The 3,784-nt window shown below is 70.8% G+C and carries 4 protein-coding genes; 1 reads left to right on the top strand and 3 read right to left on the bottom strand.

Annotated elements, in window-relative coordinates:
• On the top strand, positions 1 to 897 hold an 897-nt coding region (locus G4D87_RS35010; protein ID WP_163787026.1), incomplete at its 5' end, for an NRAMP family divalent metal transporter.
• Positions 898 to 909: 12 nt separating this feature from the next.
• Here G4D87_RS35010 and G4D87_RS35005 read toward each other — a convergent pair.
• From G4D87_RS35005 to G4D87_RS34995, 3 genes are all read right to left on the bottom strand, one after another.
• Positions 910 to 1,986, bottom strand: coding sequence for a hypothetical protein (locus G4D87_RS35005; protein WP_163787024.1), 1,077 nt, complete (start codon positions 1,984 to 1,986; stop codon positions 910 to 912).
• Positions 1,987 to 2,066: 80 nt separating this feature from the next.
• Complete coding sequence (locus tag G4D87_RS35000; RefSeq protein ID WP_240358857.1) at positions 2,067 to 2,621, bottom strand: DUF2378 family protein; 555 nt, start codon at positions 2,619 to 2,621, stop codon at positions 2,067 to 2,069.
• Positions 2,622 to 2,747: 126 nt separating this feature from the next.
• Positions 2,748 to 3,746: a bile acid:sodium symporter gene (locus G4D87_RS34995; RefSeq protein ID WP_163787020.1), complete on the bottom strand. Its 999-nt coding sequence runs from the start codon at positions 3,744 to 3,746 to the stop codon at positions 2,748 to 2,750.
• Positions 3,747 to 3,784: the final 38 nt, after the last annotated feature.

Below are 3,784 nucleotides of genomic sequence, written 5' to 3'. Positions count from 1 at the left end.
GACCCGGACACGTCGCGGCGCATCTGGGGCGTGGTGCATGCGCTCGTGGGCCTGGGGCTGGTGTGGGCCGGGGGCTTCCGCTTCTTCGAGCGGCTGATGGCGGCGTGCATCGGTTTGATGTTCGTCACGGTGATTTTCACGGCCGCGGCCTCGGGCCCGGACTGGAGCGCCGCCGCGCGGGGGCTGGTGATTCCGACGATGCCCGAAGGCGGCACCGGCTGGGTGCTGGGCCTGCTGGGCGGCGTGGGCGGCACCGTGACGGTGCTCTCCTACGGCTACTGGATTCGGGAGCGAGGCCGTGAAGGCGCGGGGTGGCTGCGGACGTGTCAGGCCGACCTCGCCGTGGGCTACTCGCTGACGGCGCTGTTCGGCATCGCGATGGTCATCATCGGCTCCACCGTGCAGCTCCAGGGCAGCGGCCTCCGGGTGACGACGTTGCTGGCGCAGCGGCTGGGCGACATCATCGGGCCGTTCGGCTACTGGCTCTTCCTGTGGGGCTTCTGGGCCGCCGTGTTCTCCAGCCTGCTGGGCGTCTGGGAGGGCATCCCGTATCTCTTCGCGGACTTCCTGCGCGTCCACCGCCAGGAGCTCGCGCGCGCGGCGCCGCTGCGAAACACCCGGGCGTGGCGCGGCTACCTCGTGGCGATGGCGGTGGTGCCCCTCCCGCTGCTGTGGGTCCCCCTGCAACGCGCCCAGCTGGCCTACGCGGTGATGGGCGCGCTGTTCATGCCGCTGCTCGCCGCGACGCTGCTGTGGATGAACAACCGCCGTGCGTGGGTGGGGGCGCTGCGCAACGGCTGGCTCGTCAACGCCGCGCTCATCGCCACGCTGCTCCTGTTCCTGGGCGTGGGCGCGAGCGAAGCGCTGGACGCGCTCCGCAAGCTGATGGCGCCCTGAGCGCTCGCGCCGCTACGCGCCTTCGGCCACCGCGGGCGGGGCCTCGCCCGGCGCCTCCGAGACAGCCGTCTCATCCCAGCCGATGTAGCGCACGCCCTCCAGGGGCTCGGGCGCGTGGAACTCCAGGGCGCCCACGGTGGAGGTGAGGCGTCCATCCGGTCTCCACGCCGCGAAGGGGTGGGGGCGGGTGAAGCGCTCCATCGCGCAGGTGGCCACGTCGCTCTGGGCCACGTGGACGTCCCAGCCCGTCGGGTCCCGGTAGACGTAGCCCACCAGCGTCTTGGGGTCGCACCACGCGCGACCCCTCACGGCCACGGTGGCCGAGCGGGCCTGGAAGCACAGCTCCCCCGGCTGAGGCGACCGCAGGCGCGTGAACAGCAGGTCCGGGGCCTCGTGGAACCGGTGTTCCCGCTGCGCGGTGCGCAGGTAGATGGGCGACAGCCGGGGACTGAGCGGATGCTGGCGGGAGCGCACGGACAGCACCTCCAGGCGGGCCTCCGGGTCCTCCTGGAAGCGCGGCACGTAGAGCCACGTCAGCTCCTCCAGCCGGCGGTGTCCCCACAGGTGCTTCTGCAGCCCCGGCGCGCCCTGGACGTCATACCGGTGCCCATCCACGGTGACGGCGCCGGTGAAGGTGATGTCGTCATGGGCATGGGCCACATGCGTCGTGAGTGGCAGCAGGTCGGAGCCCCGCGGAGCACGTCGCACCGCCTCCGCGGTCTCCGGCGTGTAGCGCAAATCCCATTCAATGGAATGGCCTCCCGAGGCAACGCGGCCATGGCTCCGGCCCGGCGCGAGCTCCGCGTCGCCAATCCGGATGCCGAAGCGGCCAGGCGCCTCGGTGGAGAAGCGGGTGAGGGGATGGATGGCCTTCAATCCCAGCGCGGGCGTGGCGGTGGCGCAGTCGAAGGCCGCCGCCCACAGCATGGCGCGAGGCTCACCGGACGCTCCCGGCGCGGGCGTGAAGAGCGTGTAGCGGAACCACCAGGCGCGCTCACCCCCAGGGTCGAGCACACACAGGAACCAGATTTCGAAGAAGCCTTGCTGCCCCTTCCAGCGCGGAAGATTGGCGCGCTCGCTCGACGGCATATCGTCCCCCTCACCAACGGCGCCAGGGCGCCATCGCGCTGGCTACCGTCGCAGACGGGCGGCCCCCAGGGCAAGCCGCCTCAGCGGCCCGAGTCCTTCCAGGAGACGCGATACGTGACGCAGTGTTCGTCGAACGCGCGGACCTCCACCGACGCGGCCACGCCGCCAGCGGCCCGGGACATGGCGAGCATGACGCCCTGCTTGAAGTAGCGCAGCATGCCGGGCTCGTTGAGCCAGACCTCGGCCTCCGTCGGTCCCGTCTCGGAGATGCGGACCTCGGTGTAGTTGTTGCTCGTCCGGAAGCCGTGCTGCGCCTTCGACAGCATCCGCCAGGGCCCCAGCAGCTTCATCACCCCGAGCAGGGCGCGGCCCATCAGCGTGTCGCGGTAGCCGTCAATCATCCGCTCGCCGAGCATCCGCCACGCCACCTCGTCGGGCTCGTGGGGGTGCAGCGCCTTCGCTGTCAGCGTGACGCAGCGAATCCACGACTCCAGGGAGTACGCGGGGAGCAGCGGCCGGTCCAGGTCCAGGCCCTCGCTCCGCAACTGCTCCTTGAGCAGGGGCGTCACCCGCCCGGACAGTCCCCGGACGAAGAGCCCTTCCACGATGGGAGGGAAGACGAGTCTTTCGGCCATGGAGTGCATTCCAGCCCGGGCTGTACCGGCCGGGTCAAGCCAGGCCCCTGAGGTTCTTTGCGGCGCTGACATACGTGGGTTGCGCACCTATCACAGTGCCGGGCCGCAGGGGATGCGCACCGCGGCCTACGCGGCGGGTTGTCCCACCGGGCGCTTCGCGTAGCGCTCCGCCAGGAGCGAGCACACGAGGAGCTGGGCCTGGTGGTAGAACATCAACGGTAGGACGATGAGCCCCAGGGCGGGGTTGGCGCCAAAGAGCAGCCGCGCCATGGGAACGCCCGAGGCCAGTGTCTTCTTCGACCCGCAGAAGACCGCCGTGATTTCGTCCTCCTTGGAGAAGCCCAGCGCCCGAGCCGTCCGCGTGGTCAGCACCAGCACGGTGGCCAGGATGAGCACCGCGCCCACGAAGGCGATGCCCAGCACCTCCGCGCCGTAGTTGGAGAACAGGCCCGAGGCAATGGAGTCACAGAACGACGAATAGACGAGGACCAGGATGAACACCCGGTCGAAGGCATTCGTGTAGGGCCGGTAGCGGGCGAACCAGCCGCCCACCAGCGGGCGCAGCAGCTGCCCCAGCGCCAGGGGGAGCAGCAGCAGGGTCGCCAGCTTGAGGACGGCCTGGCCCATGGACAGGGACTGCCCGGTGGCGCTGGCGAACAGGCTGATGATGAGCGGCGTCAGCACGATGCCCAGCAGGCTGGACAGGCTGGCGTTGAAGATGGCGGCGGGCACGTTGCCCCGGGCCACGCCCGTCATCGCCACCGAGGAGGAGATGGTCGACGGCACCGCGCAGAGATAGAGCAGCCCCATCGACAAGTCCGCCGGCAGCCAGCGGCCCACCAGCACGTCGCCCAGCCACCACAGCAGCGGAAACACCCCGAAGGTGAAGACCTGGACCACCAGGTGGACGCGCCACGTCACCACGCCCGCGCGGAGCTGGGCCGCGGGCAGGCCCAGGCCGTGGAGCAGGAACACCGCGAAGATGCCCACGTCGGCGACGACGTCCGCGTGCATCGGCCCGCCCGACGCGCCGAACCCCGGGAAGAGCGCGGCCAGCAGGACGGCGCCGAGCATCCCCAGCAGGAACCAGTCCCGGGCAAGTCGTTTCACGAGGCGAAGGGGCATGTCCGACCCCCTTACTCCGGGCGGCGGCGGACCTCCAC

The sequence above is a fragment of the Myxococcus vastator genome (assembly GCF_010894475.1).
Taxonomy (GTDB): Bacteria; Myxococcota; Myxococcia; order Myxococcales; family Myxococcaceae; genus Myxococcus; species Myxococcus vastator.
The sequence above is the reverse complement of the archived record's forward strand: the minus strand, read 5'-3'. Positions and strand labels throughout refer to the sequence as shown.